16 protein-coding genes and 1 tRNA gene are annotated in these 18,015 nt (G+C 65.6%); 12 read left to right on the forward strand and 5 right to left on the reverse strand.

Annotated features, from left to right (window positions below; genetic code table 11):
• The first annotated feature begins 62 nt into the window (after positions 1 to 62).
• The gene (locus QNO10_RS12540) at positions 63 to 1,439 is read left to right on the forward strand and encodes an MFS transporter (protein ID WP_229946798.1); all 1,377 of its coding nucleotides are present in this window, start codon (positions 63 to 65) and stop codon (positions 1,437 to 1,439) included.
• A 425-nt stretch (positions 1,440 to 1,864) separates the two neighbouring features.
• On the opposite strand, the gene dcd is transcribed toward QNO10_RS12540, so the two are convergent.
• A complete protein-coding gene (gene dcd / locus QNO10_RS12545; protein WP_229946796.1) occupies positions 1,865 to 2,485 on the reverse strand; it encodes a dCTP deaminase in 621 nt (206 codons plus the stop codon).
• A gap of 22 nt (positions 2,486 to 2,507) precedes the next feature.
• The gene (gene kynA, locus QNO10_RS12550) at positions 2,508 to 3,362 is read right to left on the reverse strand and encodes a tryptophan 2,3-dioxygenase (protein WP_229946793.1); all 855 of its coding nucleotides are present in this window, start codon (positions 3,360 to 3,362) and stop codon (positions 2,508 to 2,510) included.
• 71 nt (positions 3,363 to 3,433) lie between these two features.
• Between kynA and QNO10_RS12555 the strand changes: the two genes are divergently transcribed.
• The 11 genes from QNO10_RS12555 (at position 3,434) to QNO10_RS12605 (ending at position 12,698) form a co-directional block, all read left to right on the forward strand.
• Positions 3,434 to 3,940 carry an SseB family protein gene (locus QNO10_RS12555; RefSeq protein ID WP_229946791.1) on the forward strand — a complete coding sequence of 169 codons (507 nt, stop codon included), beginning with the start codon at positions 3,434 to 3,436 and terminating at the stop codon, positions 3,938 to 3,940.
• 152 nt (positions 3,941 to 4,092) lie between these two features.
• Positions 4,093 to 5,145, forward strand: a complete 1,053-nt coding sequence (locus QNO10_RS12560; protein WP_229946889.1) for a M4 family metallopeptidase — start codon at positions 4,093 to 4,095, stop codon at positions 5,143 to 5,145.
• Positions 5,142 to 5,447: a protealysin inhibitor emfourin gene (locus tag QNO10_RS12565; RefSeq protein ID WP_229946789.1), complete on the forward strand. Its 306-nt coding sequence runs from the start codon at positions 5,142 to 5,144 to the stop codon at positions 5,445 to 5,447. The genes QNO10_RS12560 and QNO10_RS12565 overlap by 4 nt, the downstream gene beginning before the upstream one ends.
• A gap of 56 nt (positions 5,448 to 5,503) precedes the next feature.
• A tRNA-Gly gene (locus QNO10_RS12570) sits at positions 5,504 to 5,574 on the forward strand.
• Positions 5,575 to 5,656: 82 nt separating this feature from the next.
• Positions 5,657 to 6,118: an aspartate 1-decarboxylase gene (panD, locus tag QNO10_RS12575; RefSeq protein WP_229946787.1), complete on the forward strand. Its 462-nt coding sequence runs from the start codon at positions 5,657 to 5,659 to the stop codon at positions 6,116 to 6,118.
• Positions 6,119 to 6,127: 9 nt separating this feature from the next.
• Positions 6,128 to 7,054 carry an AEC family transporter gene (locus QNO10_RS12580; RefSeq protein WP_229946785.1) on the forward strand — a complete coding sequence of 309 codons (927 nt, stop codon included), beginning with the start codon at positions 6,128 to 6,130 and terminating at the stop codon, positions 7,052 to 7,054.
• 142 nt (positions 7,055 to 7,196) lie between these two features.
• On the forward strand, positions 7,197 to 8,519 hold the full coding sequence (locus QNO10_RS12585) for an extracellular solute-binding protein (protein ID WP_229946784.1): 1,323 nt from the start codon (positions 7,197 to 7,199) through the stop codon (positions 8,517 to 8,519).
• On the forward strand, positions 8,516 to 9,478 hold the full coding sequence (locus QNO10_RS12590) for a carbohydrate ABC transporter permease (RefSeq protein WP_229946783.1): 963 nt from the start codon (positions 8,516 to 8,518) through the stop codon (positions 9,476 to 9,478). The genes QNO10_RS12585 and QNO10_RS12590 overlap by 4 nt, the downstream gene beginning before the upstream one ends.
• Positions 9,479 to 10,321 carry a carbohydrate ABC transporter permease gene (locus tag QNO10_RS12595; RefSeq protein ID WP_229946782.1) on the forward strand — a complete coding sequence of 281 codons (843 nt, stop codon included), beginning with the start codon at positions 9,479 to 9,481 and terminating at the stop codon, positions 10,319 to 10,321.
• Positions 10,322 to 10,360: 39 nt separating this feature from the next.
• Positions 10,361 to 11,620 (forward strand): ABC transporter ATP-binding protein, encoded by a 1,260-nt coding sequence (locus QNO10_RS12600; protein ID WP_229946781.1) that lies wholly within the window; start codon positions 10,361 to 10,363, stop codon positions 11,618 to 11,620.
• Positions 11,621 to 11,720: 100 nt separating this feature from the next.
• Positions 11,721 to 12,698, forward strand: a complete 978-nt coding sequence (locus QNO10_RS12605; protein WP_229946780.1) for a zinc ribbon domain-containing protein — start codon at positions 11,721 to 11,723, stop codon at positions 12,696 to 12,698.
• A gap of 98 nt (positions 12,699 to 12,796) precedes the next feature.
• On the opposite strand, the gene QNO10_RS12610 is transcribed toward QNO10_RS12605, so the two are convergent.
• The 3 genes from QNO10_RS12610 to QNO10_RS12620 all read right to left on the reverse strand — a co-directional run bounded on the left by QNO10_RS12610 (position 12,797) and on the right by QNO10_RS12620 (position 17,435).
• Entirely contained in the window at positions 12,797 to 14,758 is a 1,962-nt protein-coding gene (locus QNO10_RS12610; protein ID WP_229946778.1) for an NHL domain-containing thioredoxin family protein, read from the reverse strand.
• Positions 14,758 to 16,959 carry a bifunctional copper resistance protein CopD/cytochrome c oxidase assembly protein gene (locus tag QNO10_RS12615; protein WP_442860223.1) on the reverse strand — a complete coding sequence of 734 codons (2,202 nt, stop codon included), beginning with the start codon at positions 16,957 to 16,959 and terminating at the stop codon, positions 14,758 to 14,760. Before QNO10_RS12615 ends, QNO10_RS12610 begins: the two co-directional genes overlap by 1 nt.
• 188 nt (positions 16,960 to 17,147) lie before the next feature.
• Entirely contained in the window at positions 17,148 to 17,435 is a 288-nt protein-coding gene (locus tag QNO10_RS12620) for an HU family DNA-binding protein (protein WP_269437792.1), read from the reverse strand.
• Between the last annotated feature and the right edge of the window lie 580 nt (positions 17,436 to 18,015).

Genomic DNA, 18,015 nt, shown 5'->3' on the forward strand with positions numbered 1-18,015 from the left:
GGCACCGGCGTTTCAGGTTCCGGATACCCGCACCGGCCCTAGCACCCGCTAGGCTCAGCGGCATGGGTCTCAGCACAGAAAAAACGTCTCCGGCCGCTCCCAGTGGGAGCACCCCGGCACCTGCCCGTTGGAAGCAGGTGGCGGCATGGGCTTCCTGGGACTGGGGATCGGCTGCCTTCAACGCGGTGATGACCACTTTTGTCTTCACCGTGTACCTGACGTCCTCGTCGTTTGGGGACACTGACACAAACTCCGCCGTGCTCGGCGCCGCACTGGCCATTGCCGGCGTTGCCATCGCCGTCCTCGCTCCGGTCACCGGGCAGCGGTCGGACGCAGGTGGACGCCGCCGCAAATGGCTGACCATCAACACCCTGCTGACCTGCGCCCTGGTCGCCGCGTGCTGGTTCGTCCTGCCCTCCCCGGATTACCTCATCCTGGGTGTGGCGCTGATCGCCGCGGCAAACCTGTTCTTCGAGTTTGCCGGTGTGAACTACAACGCCATGCTCGGCCAGGTCTCCACGCCCGCCACCGTCGGCAGGATCAGCGGCCTGGGCTGGGCCATGGGATATGTGGGCGGCATCGCGGCCCTGGCGCTGGTGCTCGTGGGGTTCGTCCAGCCCGACGTCGGCTGGTTCGGCGTCACTACCGAAGACGGCTTGAACCTCCGGGCCGTGGCACTGTTTTCCGCCGTCTGGTTCCTGCTCTTTGCCCTGCCGCTGATGTTCGCCGTTCCCGAAGTCCAGCGGCAGGAGGCGGTGGCGCGCCTGGGCATCCTTGCGTCCTACAAGCTGCTGTTCCACCGCATCAAGGTCCTCTTCAGGACTGACCGGCACACCATTTACTTCCTGCTGGCCAGTGCCGTCTTCCGCGACGGGCTCGCGGCCGTCTTCACCTTCGGCGGCGTCATCGCGGCAGGCACCTTCGGGTGGGAACTGTCCCAGGTAATCATGTTTGCCATCTTCGGCAACGTGGTGGCCGCCGTGGGATCCGTCATCGGCGGGTTCCTCGACGACCGCTTCGGCCCCAAGGCGGTAATCGTCGGTTCGCTGATTGGGCTCATCATCGCAGGCACCGCCGTCGTCGTGCTGGGTCCCGGCGACCAGGACCTGCTGGGGCTGCAGTGGACCGGGGACACCACGTTCTGGATCTTCGGCCTGATGCTGTGCCTGTTCGTGGGCCCGGCCCAGTCGGCGTCGCGGGCGTTCCTGGCCCGGCTCGCACCGGAGGGCAAGGAAGGCGAGCTGTTCGGCCTGTACGCCACCACCGGGCGGGCGGTCAGCTTCCTGGCCCCCACACTGTTCTCGGCCTGCATCGTCATCTTCGGAGCCCAGCGCTACGGCATCATCGGCATCGTGGCCGTGCTGCTGCTGGGTCTGCTCGTCCTGCTCCCCGTCCGCTCCCCCGCTGCACGGACCGCTTCACCCGTCGAAAAGGCGTAGGTCCGGCGTAGGTCCGGTCCGCCGGACTGGTGTGCGGGCCCGGCCTGCGGGACTAGCTCCGGCCTCCAGGCCTACGCCTGACTCCGGCCTCCAGGCCTGACTCCGGCGGCAACGAAATTCCTCGCTCGCAGAGCTCGCTTGGAATATTAAAGCCGCCTACGCCAGACCCTACGGCCGGGCGGGCACGGCACCTCACGCCTCCGCCAGACCCTACGGCCGGGCGGGCACGGCACCTCTGGCAGGGGCTCCGGCGGGGTGGGCACGCCGCAAGTCCGGACCTGCGCCCGGACTCCCTCCGGGTTGTCGGAATCCCTACCGTTTGTGGCAATCCCTCCGCCGCGCAGCGGAGGGACGTGCACAAACCGGAGGGAGTTGTACAAACCGGAGGTTTTTGCCCGGGTTGCCGGTTACCGCAGGGGCATCCCTTAGGAGGCGCTGACGCCGGCCGTGTCCTCGTCGTTCGCGGCAGTGCTGACGTCGGTGCGGTGGAAGTTCAGGTGGCTGCGCGACGCCGTCGGGCCCCGCTGGCCCTGATACCGGTTGCCGTAGCGGCCGGACCCGTACGCGTGCTCCGCCGGAGAGCTCAGCCGGAAGAAGCAGAGCTGGCCGATCTTGGAGCCGGGCCAGAGCTTGATGGGCAGCGTCGCCATGTTGGAAAGCTCCAGCGTGACGTGGCCGGAGAATCCCGGGTCAATAAAGCCGGCGGTGGAGTGCGTCAGGAGCCCCAGCCGTCCCAGCGAGGACTTCCCTTCCAGGCGCGCGGCAATATCGTCCGGCAGGGTGACCTGTTCGTAGGTGGAGCCCAGGACAAACTCGCCGGGATGGAGGATGAAGGGCTCGTCCGGAGCCACCTCCACCAGGCGCGTCAGCTCCGGCTGGTCCTGCGAGGGATCAATGTGGGCGTATTTGTGGTTGTCGAATAGCCGGAAGAAGCGGTCGATGCGGACATCGACACTGGAAGGCTGGACCATTGCGGGGTCGTAGGGGTCCAGGGCAATCCGGTTATCGGCAATCTCGGCTCGGATGTCACGGTCAGATATCAGCACTCTTCAAAAATAGCGCATGCACCTAGCGGCCGATTTCCGTCCGCACCGCATAGAGCTCAGGGAAAAACGTCAGTTCCAGGGCGCGGCGCAGGAAGCTGGCTCCGCTGGAACCGCCGGTTCCGCGCTTCATGCCGATGGTGCGTTCCACTGTCTTCACATGTCGGAAACGCCACAACTGGAAGTTGTCCTCGAGATCCACCAGCTCTTCACAGGCCTCGTACACGTCCCAGTTTGAGGCGGGGTTCTCGTAGACGTACTTGTAGACCGCCAGCAGCGACTCGTCATACACATGGGCCTGCGTCACGTCACGGTCCAGCAGTTCCGGTGCCACTGCATAGCCGCGGCGGGCCAGGTAGCGGATGAACTCGTCGTAGATGCTGGTTTGGGAGAGCACCCGGGACAACAGGTCCTGGGCCTCCGGATCGGCCGCGAAGACGGCAATCATCGCTTCGTTCTTGTTGCCCAGCAGGAACTCCACGGCACGGTACTGGTAGGACTGGAAGCCGCTGGAGGCGCCCAGGTCGTCACGGAACTCGGAGTATTCGGACGGGGTCAGCGTGGCCAGCACCGACCATTGCTCCGTCAGCGAGCGCTGGATGTGCTTGATCCGGGCGATGCCTTTCATGGCCGACCGCAGATCATCAGCCGCCAGCCGGGCACGCACGGCAAGCAGCTCGTGCAGGACGAGCTTCAGCCACAGTTCCGAGGTCTGGTGCTGGATGATGAAGAGCATCTCGTCATGGTGCTCCGGACGGCTCACGGGATGCTGCGCGGACAGCAGCTCATCGAGGGCAAGGTAGGAGCCGTAGCTCATCTTGTCGCTGAAATCCCGTTCAATGCCTGCTTCGAGGCTGCGGGTGTTCTCGTTCGGACTCATGCCCACCACGGTAGCCGCTGGATATGCCAGACTTGGAGTTTTGGCACCAATCCTCCCAAGGAGAGTCCCCCATGGAACCGGACAACACCCCCGAGATCCCGACAATGCCGCTGGCCCATGACGATGTTGAGGCGCCCGGCGCGGCGCTGGAAGAAGCCATCACCGCCGGCCGCGAGGGACGGCTCAGCAACCGCGAGGTCATGTCAGTGATCTGGACCTCGGAGCTGCTCAGCGTGGGGCGGCTCGCGAAGAACGATGATCCGTCGTCCTTCCAGGCCGTGGTGCTGAAGGCACCCGATGCCGACTACTCCGTGGCTGCCACGTTCACCTCCCCGGACCACATCCCCCAGCAGCTGCGCGAGGCCGCGCCCGTGATCGTCAAGGCAAGCGGCGAGGCAACCATCCGCAGCATTGCGGCGGGATACGGCATGTCCGTGAACCCCGGCCACGAAGTAGGGCTGGAAATCGGCCCCGACGTCGTTGCCTCGCTGGTCGCAGCTTCTGAACAGACCACCGGTCAGCCGGAAGATCAGACGGAAGAGCCCGTCCGGACGGAACGCACGGACGCGGAGCACTAAACCGGCGCGGGGAGGGCCGGAAACGGCCGCTTAGGTTGCGTTATGGCCATTTGATGCCGTTTTTGCAGCCCCGGCCCTTGCAGTGTCGGTGGCGGAGCCTACGCTTGGGAACCTCACAACAGAGGGAGGGCTGTACCGTGACCAACTCGAGGATGGCTTCGTCGATCTGTTCCATCGTTCCGCCGTATCTGCTGGACCGCCTGGCTGCCGCCGATGATCCCGCCAGGGCGACGGCGGCGAAGGCCGCCCGCCGGGCCCTGACCGGGATCGAGGGCGTGGAAGCGGCCCGTTCGGTACCGCATCCAGTCCCGTCCCGAAGTTCCGGTACGGCTCTCACGCCGTCGCTGCGCCGTTCCGTTTCCGACGCCCTCGGCATGGAGGACCTGCCGGGTATCGTGGTGCGGTCCGAGGGCGGGCCGGCAACGGGCGATCCCGCCGTGGACGAGACCTACGACGGACTCGGCGCCACCTACCGTCTCTTCGGCGATGCCTACGGCCGGTCCTCGCTTGACGGCGCAGGGCGGTCGCTCGAGGCCACAGTCCACTACGGGCGGGACTACGACAACGCCTTCTGGGACGGTTCCCGGATGGTGCTCGGCGACGGCGACGGCGAAGTCTTTGAACGCTTCAGCAAGTCGCTGACGGTGATCGGCCACGAGCTGACCCACGGCCTCATCCAATACACTGCCCAGCTGGACTACCGCGGCCAGGCCGGAGCCCTCAACGAATCGGTTGCGGACGTCTTCGGTGTGCTCGTGGAACAGAAACTGTTGGGCCAGAGGGCCGAGGAGGCCAGTTGGCTGGTGGGCGAAGGCCTGTTTACTCCACTGGTGCAGGGGCATGCGCTGCGGTCGCTGAAGGCTCCGGGCACTGCCTACGACGACGATGTGCTGGGCAAAGACCCCCAGCCGGGGTCCATGGAGGACTTCGTGGACACCGCGGCGGACAACGGTGGTGTCCATATCAACTCGGGGATCCCCAACCGCGCCTTTTACCTGGTGGCTGCGGCTCTGGGCGGGTATGCGTGGGAACGTGCGGGGCAGGTCTGGTACGACACAATCACCGAGCGTAATTTCCCTGCGGACGCGACCTTCGCGGTCTTCGCCGGTGCCACGCTTACGGCGGCGGAAAAACGGTACGGGGCCGGAACCGAAGAAAGTACTGCTGTGCAGGCCGCATGGAAAGAGGTTAACGTCTTGGTATGAAACTGGTTGTAGTGCGCAGCGGCGGCTTTGCCGGCATGCAGCGCACCTGGAGCACGCAGGTCAGCTCCGAAGAGGCACAGGAGCGGTGGCTTCCGCTGCTCAACGACCCCCCGGAAGTCCCGGACAGCGAACCGGACCGCTTCACGTACGAGATTTCCGTGGGCCCCGCGGCCGTCACCATCCCGGAACGCCAGGTCAAGGGCAGGTGGCGCGAACTGGTGGACCGTGCACGCACCGGCGGCGAGGCATCCGGCGGCGAGGCAGCGGACGGAAAGGACGCCGGCGAGGCAAGCGGGAATTAGGCAACCAGTGGGTTGCATGTAAAGTTAGAAACTGTGCCGGATCCCTTCCGGACACTGCGGGCGTAGCTCAATGGTAGAGCGCTAGCTTCCCAAGCTTGATACGCGGGTTCGATTCCCGTCGCCCGCTCCCCTGGGGCCCCCTCCACTCTGGACTGCCGGTGTCAACCCCCGGCTCGTGTTCCTGTGCAATCGGCGTAGACTTGTCCGCGATGAACCGGAAAATGTTTAAGTCCAAAATCCACCGCGCAACGGTGACCCATGCCGACCTGCACTACGTGGGGTCGGTGACAGTCGACCTTGACCTTCTCGAGGCCGCCGACATCCTGCCCGGCGAGCTCGTCTCGATTGTCGACGTCGACAACGGCGCCCGCCTGGAGACGTACACCATCGCCGGCGAGCGCGGCTCCGGCGTGCTGGGCATCAACGGGGCTGCTGCACATCTGGTGCACGTGGGTGACACCGTCATCCTCATTACCTACGCAGACATGACGACCGATGAGGCCCGCTCCTTTGTGCCCACGGTCGTCCACGTAGATTCCGCCAACCGCATCCTCGAACTGGGAACGGATCCCGCCGAGGCCGTGACCGAGGGCACCGAGCGTCCCCCGCTGGCCCTGGACAACACCCAGGTCATGGGCACCACGCCGGACGTACCCGCCGAAGCCAGATAGCCGCATCCGGTGCTGGGGGTACTCACCGGATTCGCCGTTGTCTGGATCATCATCCTTACCGGCTATGCCATCGGCAGGCTCGGGGTGCTGGGGGAAAACGCCCAGACCGTCCTGAGCCGGCTGGCGTTCTTCGTGGCTTCCCCCGCGCTGCTGCTCATTACCCTCAGCGACGCGGACCTGCACACGGTCTTCTCACTCCCGCTGCTGGTGGCTGCCGCCAGCGCCCTGGCCACCGCCCTCCTGTATGTGCTGGTCACCCGCTGGTGGCTGCGCCGGCCGCTGCCGGAGCTCCTTATCTCGGCGATGTCCTCCTCCCTGGTGAACGCTGCCAACCTCGGGCTGCCCATCTGTGTGTATGTCCTCGGGGATGCCGCCTATATTGCGCCGGTGCTGATCTTCCAGCTTGCCTTCTTCACCCCGTTGTTCCTCATGTTCATGGATTCGGCCACCAGCGGGCGGCGCACATCCGTCCGGGTTTTCGCCGGCCAGGTGGTGCGGAACCCGATCATCGTCGGGTCCCTGATCGGCCTGCTGCTGGCCGCCACCGGAACGCAGCTGCCCGAGATCATCCACGAACCGGTCTCCCTCATCGGCGGGGCGGCGGTTCCGGCCATGCTGTTGGCCTTCGGCCTCTCCCTGGTGGGTTCGCGGCCGCTGGAGGCCGACGGCGGCAGGCGCGCCGACGTCGTCCTCGCCTCTGCATTCAAACTCCTGCTCCAGCCCCTGCTGGCCTACCTGCTGGCCCGTTTTGTCCTGGGGATGGACGGGCACCTCCTCTTCGCCGTCGTCGTCACCGCCGCGCTGCCTACGGCCCAGAATGTCTTCGTTGCCGCTGCCCGCTACCGGGAGGGCGTACTGGTCGCCAAGGACACCGTGCTGCTCACCACCGTTGCCTCGCTTCCCGTGCTGGTTCTCGCCGCAGCCCTCCTGACCTGAGGATTTACCCGCCCTACCCCGTTCGGATGTGGCATAAATTACGTTCTGGGCCTATGGTCAAAGAAAAGGCTGCTTAGTAGGTTGCAGCTCGTTCCCTGCAATGCCGCGGGGACGTCTATGACGAGGTGGAGGCACAGTACCTATGCCAAAGGACGCAAGATACGTGGGGCGCACCCGGAAAGGGGTACGGGCAGCTTCCGGCGCTGTTCTGGCCTTGGCTGCGACTCTGCTGACCGGCTGCGGAACCGACGAGGGCGCAGCACCAACATTGACCTGGTACATCAATCCGGATGCCGGCGGGCAGGCAGAGCTGGCCCAGCAATGCACCGAGGCCTCCGGCGGCGCGTACACCATCGAAACGTCGCTGCTGCCCAATGATGCCGCCTCCCAGCGCGAGCAGCTGGCCCGCCGCCTGGCGGCCGGGGACAAAAGCATGGACATCATGAGCCTGGACCCGCCCAACGTGCCCGAGTACGCGGAGCCGGGCTATCTGGCCCCCGTCCCCGAGGATGTCGCCGCCAGGACCACCGAGGGCGTGCTGGAAGGCGCCCTTGAGGGTGCCAAGTGGAAGGACAAAGTGGTCGCGGTTCCGTTCTGGGCCAACACCCAGATCCTCTGGTACCGCAAGTCCGTGGCGGCCGCCGCAGGGCTGGACATGACCCAACCCGTGACGTGGGACCAGGTGATCGACGCCGCCCAGAGCCAGGACAAGTACATCGGTGTGCAGGGCGCACGCGCAGAGTCCATGACCGTGTGGGTCAATGCCCTGGTGGCATCGGCCGGCGGCGAGATCGTGGAGAACCCGGACGCACCGGCGGACGAACTCAAGCTGGGCCTGGACTCGAAGGCCGGAAAGCAGGCGGCCGACGTGGTCTCCACTATCGGCAAGGAGGGCCTGGGCGGTCCGGGCCTTCCGACACAGACGGAAAACACGTCCATGATCCAGTTCCAGGGTGACCAGGGTTCGTTTATGGTCAATTACCCCTTCGTCTGGCCGGCCACCAACGCGTCAGTGGAGGAAGGCGCCCTGCCTGCCTCCCTCATCGACGACATCGGCTGGGCGCTTTACCCGGCCATGAACGAGGGCGAGGACACCGCTCCCCCGCTGGGCGGCATCAACCTCGGCGTGGGCTCCAACAGCCAGCATCCGGACCTGGCGTTCGAGGCCATCGAATGCATTGTCTCGCCCGAGAACCAGGCCCAGTACTTCACCACCAACGGCAACCCGCCGTCGAATGAAGAGGCCTACGAAGCCCCGGGCATTGCCGAAACCTTCCCGATGGCCCCGACCATCCGGGACTCGCTGGAGCTGGCCGTACCGCGGCCGCAGACACCGTACTACAACGAGATCTCCACTGGTATCCAGCAGACCTGGACACCGCCGAGCGAGGTCAATCCGGACACCACCCCGGCCGAGAGCCAGAAATTCATTGTCGAGGTCCTTAGAGGGGAGAAACTGCTGTGAGCACTTCCGTCGAAGCGGTCCGGGACGCCCCGGCCAAGCCGGCTGCGACCAGGCAGCCCCTCAGCGACCGCGCCAAAGCGGAGCGGCGGCTGGGATTCTGGCTCGCCGGCCCCGCCTTCATCATCATGCTGGCGGTTACGGCCTATCCGATCCTGCTGGCACTTTGGGAATCATTGTTCAAGTACCGCCTGACTGCCCCGGCGGACCGGGAGTTCGTGGGCCTGGGCAATTACGCCACTATCCTCTCGGACGGCCTGTTCTGGCGGGACCTGGGGGTCACCGTGCTGATTACGATCATCACGGTCGTGATTGAGCTGATTCTGGGCTTTGCCCTGGCCCTGGTGATGAACAGTGCGCTGAAGGCCGTCCGCGGCTGGCTGCGCACCGCGATCCTCGTGCCATACGGCATCATCACGGTGGTTTCGGCCTTCGCCTGGTTCTACGCCTTCGATATCAACTCCGGGTACATCAACAGCTGGTTCGCCTGGGTGCCGGGCATCGATTCGGACCTGAACTGGTTCGCCGACACCTGGACCGCGCTGTCCGTCATCATGGCCTCGGAAATCTGGAAGACCACCCCGTTCATTTCCCTGCTGCTGCTCGCCGGCCTGGCCCAGGTGCCCGGTGAACTGACCGAGGCGGCCGAGGTTGACGGCGCCACCTGGTGGCAGCGGATGTCCAAGGTGATCATCCCGAACATGAAGGCAGCCATCATGGTCGCCGTCCTGTTCCGGGCCCTGGACGCCTTCCGCATCTTCGACAACGTGTACATCATGACCAACGGCGCGTACGGCACCGAGGTGCTGTCGCTGCTGGCCTACCGGACCTCGATTACCCGCCTGGAGATAGGCATGGGCTCCGCCGTGTCGGTCCTGCTGTTCATCTGCGTCATCATCATCTGTTTCATCGCCATCAAACTGTTCAAAGTGGACCTTTCCGGCGCACGAGGGGGTAAATAAGTGAAGTCCTCACCTGCCAAACGGCGGACAATCTGGACCATTATTTCGATCGTGGTTGTCCTGTACGCGCTGTTCCCAGTGGCGTCGATCCTGGCGACCTCGTTCAAGCTGCCCAGCGACCTGACGTCGGGGACCTTCCTCCCGACCAACTGGTCCTGGAGCAACTACGAGCAGATCCTGGTCGGCGACGCCCAGGGGCTGTTCCTGAGCAGCCTGCGTAATTCCATCGGCATCTGCCTGATCGCCACCTTCATCGCCGTCGTCCTGGCCACCCTGTGCGCCTACGCGATTGCCCGCCTGGACTTCCCGGGCAAGAAGCTCGTGCTCACGACGGCGCTGGGTGTCTCGATCTTCCCGGTGATCTCGATCGTGACCCCGCTGTTCAACCTGTGGCGCAACATCGGCCTCTACGACACCTGGCCCGGCCTGATCATCCCCTACCTGTCCCTGACGCTGCCGATCTCCATCTGGACGCTGGCGGCGTTCTTCCGGCAGATCCCGTGGGAACTGGAGCAGGCAGCACAGGTGGACGGTGCCACAACGTGGCAGGCGTTCCGCAAGGCCATTGTTCCGCTCGCGGCACCTGGCGTTTTCACCACCGCGATCATCGCGTTCTTCATCGCCTGGAATGACTTCGTGTACGGCATCTCGCTCACCTCCACCGAGGCAGCGCGGCCGGTTCCGGCGGCACTGGCGTTCTTCACCGGCGCATCGCAGTTCGAGGAACCCACCGGAGCCATCTCCGCTGCCGCGATCATCGTCACCATTCCCGTAGTCGTCCTGGTGCTGGCGTTCCAGCGCCAAATCGTTTCCGGCCTAACCCAGGGCGCCGTCAAGGGCTAGTCCCTTCGGCACCCGGACGAAAGAAAAGGATCCCGAACCATGGCATCTATTACCCTTAACCACCTCGTCAAGAAATACGGCGACGGTTTTCCGGCCGTCAACGATGTCAGCCTGGACATTGCCGACGGTGAGTTCATCATCCTGGTGGGCCCCTCGGGCTGCGGTAAGTCAACGTTGCTGCGCATGATCGTGGGCCTGGAGGACATCACCTCCGGTGACCTGTTGATCAACGGAGAGCGCGTCAACGACAAAGCACCACGTGACCGCAACCTGGCGATGGTGTTCCAGAACTATGCGCTGTACCCGCACCTGACTGTGTACGAGAACATCGCCTTCCCGCTGCGCCTGAACAAGGGCAAGTACAACGATGAGCAGGTCCGCAAGCTCGTGACTGACGCAGCGGCCACCCTGGAACTCACGGACCACCTGGAACGCAAACCGGCCAACCTCTCGGGCGGCCAGCGGCAGCGGGTGGCCATGGGCCGCGCCATCGTCCGGCAGGCCGATGCCTTCCTCTTCGATGAGCCGCTGTCCAACCTGGACGCGAAGCTGCGCGGACAGATGCGTTCGGAGATTGCGCAGATGCAGCGCCGCCTGGGCACCACCAGCGTCTACGTCACCCACGACCAGACCGAGGCCATGACCCTGGGCGACCGGGTGGCGGTGCTGAAGAAGGGGATCCTGCAGCAGGTCGCGTCCCCGCGTGAGCTCTACGAGCAGCCCATCAACCTGTTCGTGGCCGGCTTCATCGGTTCTCCGTCCATGAACTTCCTGCCCGCCACGCTGGAAAACGGCGTGCTGAAGACCGCCGTCGGGGACATCCGCGTTCCAGAGGAGAAGGCGGCGAAGGCTGCCGGCAAGAAGGTTGTCCTGGTGGGCATCCGTCCCGAGTTCTTCGAGGATGCTTCCCTGGTGGAGGAAAGCAAGCTCCAGCACGGCTCCACGTTCACGGCGCCGATCACGCACACGGAGTGGCTGGGCAACGAGCAGTACGGGTACATCCATTTCGATCCCACCCCCGAGGTGCGTGAGCTGTTGGACAACCTGGCCCGGGACATGGACGCCGACGAACTGCGCCCGCAGGTGGTGGTGACGCTCGACGCCGCCAGCCGGATCCGCGGCGGGCGTGACGCCGAACTGTGGCTGGACACCCGCAAGGTGCACCTCTTCGACCCGGAAACCGGGGAGAACCTTACCCGGGACGCCGCTGCCGGTGCGGAGCTGACCGAGGAAGCCAACGCCGCCCGCGCCGAGGAGATCGCTGCCGCCCACGAAGCGGTCCCGGCGGCTGCTTCCTAGCCGTCGGCCGGAGGGGGGCACCCCTGGAGGGAACTGACACGTTGGCCGGACCGGGTAACCGATCCGGCCAACGTCGGTCCGGGCAGGTAACGTAAGAGCGGTGCAGGGAACATCACCGGTAATCAAGGCAGTAGCCGTTTGGCTGCTTGCCCTCATGCTCACTATCGCGGCCGCCGTCGTCGTGACCTATTTCGTGAATGCGAAGGTGTACGGCCCCCAAAAACATGTCGAGAGCTATCTCCAGAAACTGGCCGACGGCGAAGGCGAAGAGGCGCTTGGCCTGCTGAACGCCAAGGTCCCCGAAGCCAATGCGGCGCTGCTCGACGACGACGCGCTCCGCGCCTCGGTTCAGGGACTCGAGGTACTCGAGGTCGGTGACGCCGAGGACATCGGCGGAGACCGCGTAGAGGTGCCCCTGAAGTACGCCTACGGGTCGGCCGAGGGCACCACAAGCTTCGTGCTCGAGAACACCGGGAAACGCTGGCTTTTCTTCGACACGTGGGACTTCGAGCCCGCCGCGCTGCCCACGGTGCAGGTCACCGCCCCGTCGCTCCGCGAAGCGACCCTCAACGGGGTCCGGGTGACCCTTCCCGAGGGAGCCAATACCTTTGCCGCCTTCCCCCTCTCACGGGTGGCTGCCTCCTATGAGAGCCAGTATCTGGCGGCTCCGGAGCAGGAGACCCTGGTAACCGCCGACGGCGATCCGCAGCTCACCCTGGTGCCGGAGGCGACAAAGGAGCTGGTCACCAAGATCGACGCCGGCATCCGCGAGTTCCTTGACGGCTGCACGGCCGCCGACCGGCTGGCACCTCCCGGCTGCCCGTTCTTCCACGAGACCAATAACCGCGTGGAACAGCCGATCCGCTGGAGCATCCAGGACTACCCCGACGTGGAGCTGACACAGGTGGAGGGCCGTTGGGTGCTCAGCCCCCTGACCGGCACTGCACAGGTCACCGCCACGCAGGTTGATCTCTTCACCGGCGGCAAGAGCCCCCTGGTGGCGGAGGAGGCCTTCACCTTCACCGCTTCCCTGCGGGTGGACGGCGAAAACGTCACGTTGAGTCCGCAGGTCCAGTAGCCAGCCAAAACGCCGGCGGCGGCACGGGGAAAATTCCGTGCCGCCGCCGGCGTTTCGTTTAAGGTCAGCCGGTTTCCCCTAACCCGGCTGGGTGCTGCTTAGTCCAGCCCGCGCAGGTCCAGGACCAGCTCCGACTCGCCGCCGGCCTGCAGCACTACTGGAATGCCCCAGTCCTGCTGGTACATGTGGCAGGCCGCGTGGTCCGGGATCTCGCCGCCCGGCTCTCCGTCGCAGGCCGCCGCGCGGGCGGTGATATGCAGGACCCCGTCCGTCACCGTGTCGGACAGCACGAGTTCACGGGTCAGCCCCGTGGCCGTGCCGCCACCGGAAACCAGCAGGTTCTCCGGCGAGGCGGAGATCTTCAGCTGGGTGGGATCTCCCCACCGGTCGTCGAGCTTTTGCCCCTTGGGTGCAGCGAACCGCACGGTCAGGGACAACGGTCCCGCAGACATTGCAGTCTTGGGCCGCTGCGTCTGCCGGGCGCCCTCGTCCACGGACTGGGCTTCCTTGGGGATCGGCAGGCGGACCAGCTGGTGCCGGTTGGACTCAACCACAATCAGGAGCGGCTCCGCGGCGCTGGTGTCCACCAGCACGTCCGAAGGCTCGGCAAGCCCGCGGGCCAGCGTGGAGACGGTACCCGTCACCGGGTCGTACCGGCGCACGGCGCCGTTGTAGGTGTCCGCGATGGCCACGGACCCGTCCGGCAGCACGGCGGTGCCCAGCGGGTGCTGCAGCCGGGCCTCCGAGGCGTCCCCGTCGCGGAAGCCGAAGTCGAACAGTCCGGTGCCGACGGCGGTGTCCACCAGGACGCCGTCGGTCTCCAGCGCGTCCAGGTTCAGGCGGCGCAGCGCGGAAGTCTCGGAATCCGCAACCCAGAGGTTGCCGTCGTTGTCTTCTGCCAGCCCGGAGGACTGGGCGAACCAGGCGTCACCGGCAGGTCCGTCGAGCAGCCCTTCCAGGCCCGTTCCGGCCAGGACAGCCACGGCACCGTTCACCGGGTCGAAACTGAAGATCTGGTGCGTGCCGGCCATGGCGATGACCACCTGCTGCAGCTTCGAGGACCAGACCAGGTCCCACGGAGAGGACAGGGAAACGGTCAGCGGGTCGGCGCCGCGCAGATCGGAGGAATCGGAGGGGGCGCTGTCGTCCGCGGTCTCACCTGATCCGGCCGAAGCCGCACCCGCCTTGGTCTGGTTCCCGGCGTCCAGCAGCCGCTGGACCCCGTTGCCTGCGAGGGTCCGCACTGCACCGGTGGCCAGATTCACCGACCGGAGGCGGTGGTTGACCGTGTCCGCCACAACGACGTCGTACCCAGCCTTTTCCGCCACGTCGGCGGGCAGCAGGGCCACACCCTGGGGTTCGTTGAAGCGTGCCGTGCCGGCGTCGCCGTCGCGCCAGCCCTTGACGCCGTCGCCAATGGTCCGGCGGACGCCGGCCAGGTCGGATTCAAGTTCCACGAGGCGGTGGTGCCCGGTGTCGGCCACCAGGAAGGTACCGCCCGGCAGGGCTGTCACCTTGCCCGGGAAGCGCAGGTCACCGGCGGTGGGTTCGGCCGGGACGTAGGGGCCGTCGCCGCGGTGCAGCGTGCCCTTGGCTTCGTGTTCCTCCACCAGCTCCGCCACAAGCGATTCCAGGCCTGCTGCGTGCCCTTCACCGGACAGGTGGGCCACGATGTACCCCTCGGGGTCCAGGACCACCAGGGTGGGCCAGGCACGGGCGGTGTAGGCCTGCCAGGTGAGCAGCTCCGGGTCATCCAGCACGGGGTGGTGGATCTCGTAGCGTTCCACGGCGGCGGCGAGGGCCACCGGATCCGCTTCATGCTCGAACTTGGGGGAATGGACCCCCACCGTGACCATAACGTCGGAGTACTTTTCCTCCAGCGGCCGGAGCTCGTCCAGGACGTGCAGGCAGTTGATGCAGCAGAAGGTCCAGAAATCCAGCAGCACGATCTTGCCGCGCAGATCCTCCAGGTTCAGCTGCCGGCCGCCGGTGTTCAGCCAGTTCCGGCCCTCCAGTTCGGAGGCCCGCACCCGGTATCCGGCGCGCACGGTTTCAGTCATTAACGATCTCCTTGATCCGGGGTCCCGGCATCGCGCTGCGCCAGGTTTGCAAACATGTTGTTGTAAGCGGTCAGATCGGCGTCGTTATTCCGCTCGGCCGCCCGGTCCGACCGGCGGGTTTCCCGTGCGTCGCTCTTGGACCACTGATAAGCCACGCCAATGGCCACGAAGAGGGTCGGAATTTCACCGATTCCCCACATCAGGGACCCACCCAGTTGCTGGTCCGCAAGGGCGGACAGACCCCATTCGCGGCCCATGTTGCCGAAGTAGGACGCCTGGATCAACGCCGTGCCGCCCATCACGGCCACACCGAAGAAGGCGTGGAAGGCCATGGTCGCCAGCAGGATCACCAGCCGCAGCGGGTACGGGGCCCGGCCCGGGACCGGGTCGATGCCGATCATGGTCAGGATGAAGATGTAGCCGGTGAGCAGGAAGTGCACCACCATCAGTTCATGGCCGACGTGCTCGCGCAGTGCGAGGCCGAAGAGGTCCGAATAGTAGAAGACCACGATCGAGCCGGCGAAGTTGACGGCCGCAAAGACCGGGTTGGTGACGATTTTCGAGAAGCGGGAATGTACTCCGATGAGGATCCACTCCCGGACTCCGCGTGTGCCGTCGGTCCGCGGTGTCAGGGCCTTGAGCGCCAGGGTGACCGGTGCGCCGAGTACCAGGAACAGCGGGACCACCATGGTCAGGGCCATATGCCCCAGCATGTGTGTGCTGAACAGGACCATGCCGTAGATCTGCGGTGCCCCGCAGGTGATGTAGCCCAGGGCGAGCAGGCCCACCAGCCAGCAGACCGCGCGGAGCACCGGCCACTTGTCGCCCCGGCGGCGGACCTTCACGGTGCCGATCAGGTAGGTGGTGGCGAGGGTCAGGATGACAGCCACCCAAAGCCAATCCGGCCGCCATTCGGTGAGGTAGCGTTCGGGGGTCAGCTCCGGCGGAAGGTCATAACCGGTGAGGATACGTGCAGGGGACGCATCCTGGGGAAGCTCTTCCGTCCGCGGCGGTGCGGTGCGCCCCAGAGCCGTGGCCACACCGGACACTGCACCCATGATGGCCAGTTCCACGGCGATGAGCTGCCACAGCACCCGCTGGGCAGGCATCCCGTTCCGCTGGGCAGGTGCACCCTCCGCACCCGGCGTACGGGCCGGATGGGAGCCTTCCAGGCGCGGGATTACCCAGCGGCGGTGCAGGAGTCCCAGGACGCCCAGGAGCAGCGTCAGGCCTGCCTTGGTGAGCACCAGGCCGCCCCACGGGGTAGCGAGCTGGTCCAGTGAGTTGATGCGCAGGGAAGCGTTGACGACGCCGGAGAGGAACACCAGCGCGAACGCGAATCCGGCGAGGGCGGAGAACCGGGCAAGGACTACTCCGGTGATCGAGCCGAGCTGCCGGGAAACAACGGCCAGGACGATGATCCCGCCGATCCACAGGCACACGCCCAGCAGGTGCAGCCCGATGGAGTTCACAGCTGCCGCGTGGTCGTCACCACCGGCCGAGTGGCCTGTCAAGGCCATGGGCAGCAGGGCACCGGCCGCCAGGACCAGGGTGAAGGCCAGCATGCCCAGGGAGCGCACGCCGAAGGTCAGCGCAGCGACAACGGCTGCGATGATACTCACGGCCAGCCAGGCCCGTCCGGTGGCGAAGTCCGTAAGGAAGGATGCCAGGCCCGCTGTGTAAGTCGAGTCGGTGCTGAGCGGCAGGCCGGAAACATCCGAATAGGTGAAGACCATGACCGCCAGCGCGGAGAGGGTCCAGGCGATGGCGGCCGCGGAGGTCAGGGCCAGCGCACGGGTAAATGCCGGGTGTTCCGGTTCTGCTGGCGCCGGCCGGCCGGACGTTGATTTGCGGGTCCGCCGGAAGTTGATGTTTTTGGGCAGGATCGCCACGGCGAAGACGAGGGACCCGATCACTGCTGCCATGGAAACGTTCTGGATGGCCTTCGCCACCGGGAGGCCCCAGCGGGTGAGGACGCCTGGATCCCCCAGTTGGGAGGCCCCTGCTGCTCCGGTGAAAAGCAGGGCCGCTGCGAGGGCAACAAAAACCAGCGCGCCGGCGGCGGCAAGCCAGCCTCTGCGCACGTAAGGAACCGCGTTACCGCTCTCCCCTGCTGGGCTCGGGACGTCCCCGCTGCCGTGCTGCGGAGGCAGGGAACTGCCGGCGGGGCGTTCGGTCTGGGTTTTGACGGATTTTGGCACAATACCTATTCTCTACCCGCTGTAAAAATAGGGCCAATCTTTGCTGCGGCCCTCACCATGCCGGGACGGGAGCGGGGTCCCGCGTCCGGACGGTTCTCCGGTGTCCCAGGGGCGCAGAATGCGCAGAGGGCCGGCATCGCCATGATGCCGGCCCTCTGTGTGCTGCGGCGGGTTGCCGCGGCGCAATACTACTTCTTGGTGGAAACAGCAGCCTTCAGCTTGGAGCCGGCGGTCAGCTTGACGCTGTGGCCTGCCGGGATCTGAATGGTTTCGCCGGTCTGCGGGTTGCGGCCCGTACGTGCGGCGCGGTCGGTGCGCTCAACTGCAAGCCAACCCGGGATGGTGATCTTCTCGCCCTTGGAGACGGAGCTTACGAAGATGTCGAAGACGGCATCCAGCACGCCGTTGACTGCCGTCTGGCTGTTGCCGGACTTTTCTGCAACTGCGGCAACAAGTTCACTGCGGTTCATAGCCAATTTATGTCCTCCTGGACTGTGGGTAATTCGAGCGGAACGCGGATGCGAAACCGCCGCTGTTCGAAAACTTACCAGCTTGGACCCCCAACTCCGGCAAAATCCCCTGCATTTAGCGGATTTTTCCGGATTTTTGGGCCGAAAAGTGGATTTTTGCCCTCATTTTCCACTCAACTCGTCTGGAAGCTGATCTCGTGATACGGGTTGGCCTTCGGCGCGGGTGCGGGGCCCAGTACCCGCTAAATCCGGGGCAGAAGTGTATCTGCGGGCTTGTGGCGCGGGTTCATTGCATCCGCCGGGGCAATCAACCGCTGGCCCTCTGCCGCACCCCGCCGGTCTAGGTCCCCGGCCGAGGGTCTTGGTTCTCCGCCGCAGTATCCGGCACCCATCCGCATCCGGTGTACAGATAACGGGCCTATCCGGCGCCCAGCCGTGCCCGGTGTACAGATAACGGGCCTATCCGGCGCCCAGCCCTGCCCGGTGTACAGATAACGGGCCTATCCGGAGCTCAGCCGCATCCGGTGTACAGATAACGGGCGTATCCGGCGCCCATAACCCCGGTATCTGTACTATCAACGCCGGG

Origin of the sequence: Arthrobacter sp. zg-Y919 (assembly GCF_030142045.1) — a bacterium.
Lineage (GTDB): Bacteria > Actinomycetota > Actinomycetes > Actinomycetales > Micrococcaceae > Arthrobacter_B.